We start from the raw sequence: 2,534 nt of genomic DNA on the forward strand, positions 1-2,534 counted from the left end.
CCGCAGTGGCGTTCACGCCCGAGCGCTTCTGGACCAGCCCGCTCAGCCAGGCGCGCTACCCAGTGCAGTGGCGCGTCGACACGCCGGCGGGCAGCTTTGAAGTGCGGGCGCTGCTGGACGACCAGGAGCTTGACAGCCGGGGCTCCACCGGTGCCATCTACTGGGAGGGGCTGTGCGATCTGCGCAATGCCGCCGGCCAGGTGCTGGGCAGCGGCTATCTGGAGATGACGGGCTACGCGCAGGCGCTGCGGCTGTAGCTCAGGTTTTCTTGCCGCCGCCGCGCAGGCCTGTCAGCCAGGCGATCAGCTCGCCCATGATGCCGCGGCGGAAGGCCAGCACGCAGACCACGAAGATCAGGCCGGTGACGATGGTCACCGACTCGCCCAGGGTGTTAAACCAGTCGATCTGGGTCAGCGAGGCCAGCAGGTGGCCGAACTCGCCGATCTTGTTTTCCAGCAGCACCACCACGGCCGCACCCGCCAGCGGGCCCGACAAGGTGCCCAGGCCCCCCACCAAGGTCATCAACACGACGTGGCCCGAGGCCGTCCAGTGCACGTCGCTGAGCGTGGCGAAGCCGAGCACCAAGGTCTTGAGCGAGCCGGCCAGCCCGGCCAGCGCGGCCGACAGCACGAAGGCCAGCAGCTTGAAGCGGTTGGTGTCGTAGCCGAGCGACGTGGCGCGCGCCTCGTTCTCCTTGATGGCCTTGAGCACCTGGCCGTAGGGCGAATTGATGGTGCGCACGATCAGCAGGAAGGCGGCGACGACGATGACCAGTACCACGTAGTACATGACCAGATCGCTCTGCAGGTCGACCAGGCCGAACAGCTTGCCGCGCGGCACGCCCTGCAGGCCGTCTTCTCCGCCCGTGAAAGGCATCTGCAGGCAGACGAAAAACAGCATCTGCGCCAGCGCCAGCGTGATCATGGTCGAGTAGATGCCCTGGCGGCGGATGGCGAAGAAGCCCATGATCAGGCCCAGCACGGCGCCGCTCAAGGTGCCCAGCAACAGGCCCAGTTCGGGCGTCAGGCCCCAGACCTTGATGGACTGCCCCGCCACATAGGCCGCGCCGCCGAGAAACGCCGCGTGGCCAAACGACAGCATGCCGGTGTAGCCCAGCAGCAGGTTGAAAGCCGAGGCGAACAGCGCAAAGCACAGCAGCTTCATCACGAACACGGGGTAGGCCCCGAGCATGGGCGCCACCAGCAGGCCGACGAACAGCAGGCTGTAGCCCACCGTGGAAATCTTCTTGAGGTTCATGCGTGCGGCCCCTTATTTTTCTTTGCCGAACAGGCCGGCGGGGCGAATGAGAAGAACGATCACCATGATGACGAACACCACGGTGGAGGAGGCCTCGGGATAGAACACCTTGGTGAAGCCTTCGATGATGCCCAGCCCCAGCCCGGTCAGGATGGAGCCCATGATGGAGCCCATGCCGCCGATCACCACCACCGCGAAGACCACGATGATCAGGTTCTGGCCCATCAGCGGCGTCACCTGGTAGACCGGGGCGGCGAGCACGCCGGCAAAAGCGGCCAGGCCGGCGCCGAAAGCGTAGGTCAGGGTGATCATGACCGGCACGTTGACGCCGAAGGCCTCGACCAGGCGCGGATTCTCGGTGCCGGCGCGCAGGTAGGCGCCGAGCTTGGTCTTTTCGATCACGTACCAGGTGCCCAGGCACACCACCACCGACGCCACCACCACCCAGGCCCGGTAGTTGGGCAGCGTCATGAAGCCCAGGTTGGTGGCGCCATCGAGCAGGTCGGGCGTGTCGTAGCCCAGGCCCGAGACGCCGTAGACGGAGCGGAACACCCCTTCGATCAGCAGCGTCAGGCCCAAGGTCAGCAGCAGGCCATACAGATGGTCCAGCTTGTAGATCCAGCGCAGCAGCAAGCGCTCGATCAGCACCCCGAAGATCCCCACCAGCACCGGCGCCAGCACCAGCATCAGCCAGTAGTTGATGCCGAAGTAGTTCATGCCCATCCAGGTGAACAAGGCCCCCATCATGAACAGCGCGCCATGCGCGAAGTTGATGACGTTGAGCAGGCCGAAGATCACAGCCAGCCCGAGGCTGAGAATTGCATAAAACGAACCATTGACCAGCCCCAGAAGGAGCTGGCTCAGCATGGCCGACATTGAAACACCAAAGATTTCCATGGGCGACGGCAGGTGGGGTGGGGTCAGGTCAGCAGCTTATTTCCAGAGCGCGCACTTGCTCTCGGCCTTGGTGGTGAACACCTGCTCGCCGGGCAACTTCGCAATCACCTTCAGGTAGTCCCAGGGCTTCTTGGACTCGGCGGGCGACTTGGCTTCGACCAGGTACATGTCGTGGATGAAGCTGCCATCGGCGCGGATGTAGCCCTTGCCGTAGAAGTCGTCGATCTTCATGCTCTTGAGCGTGGCCATCACCTTGTCGGCGTCCACCGTCTTGGCCGCCTGCACGGCCTTGAGGTAGGTCGTCATGGCCGAGTAGTCGGCGGCCTGCACGTCGGTCGGCATGCGCTTGGTCTTCTCGAAGAAGCGGTTGGCGAACTTGC

General features: G+C 64.4%; 4 protein-coding genes. 1 reads left to right on the top strand and 3 read right to left on the bottom strand.

What is annotated here, in order from left to right; genetic code table 11:
* On the top strand, positions 1-257 hold a 257-nt coding region (locus QZH66_RS15030), incomplete at its 5' end, for a lipocalin family protein (protein WP_305806720.1).
* A gap of 1 nt (position 258) precedes the next feature.
* Here QZH66_RS15030 and QZH66_RS15035 read toward each other — a convergent pair.
* From QZH66_RS15035 to QZH66_RS15045, 3 genes are all read right to left on the bottom strand, one after another.
* Positions 259-1,257, bottom strand: coding sequence for a branched-chain amino acid ABC transporter permease (locus tag QZH66_RS15035; protein WP_305806721.1), 999 nt, complete (start codon positions 1,255-1,257; stop codon positions 259-261).
* A gap of 12 nt (positions 1,258-1,269) precedes the next feature.
* Positions 1,270-2,124: a branched-chain amino acid ABC transporter permease gene (locus QZH66_RS15040; protein WP_305806722.1), complete on the bottom strand. Its 855-nt coding sequence runs from the start codon at positions 2,122-2,124 to the stop codon at positions 1,270-1,272.
* Positions 2,125-2,190: 66 nt separating this feature from the next.
* The coding region (locus QZH66_RS15045) for an ABC transporter substrate-binding protein (protein WP_305806723.1) at positions 2,191-2,534 on the bottom strand (344 nt) is incomplete at its 5' end.

It is taken from the genome of Stenotrophomonas sp. YIM B06876 (assembly GCF_030711595.1).
In the GTDB taxonomy this organism is placed as follows: Bacteria; Pseudomonadota; Gammaproteobacteria; order Xanthomonadales; family Xanthomonadaceae; genus Stenotrophomonas.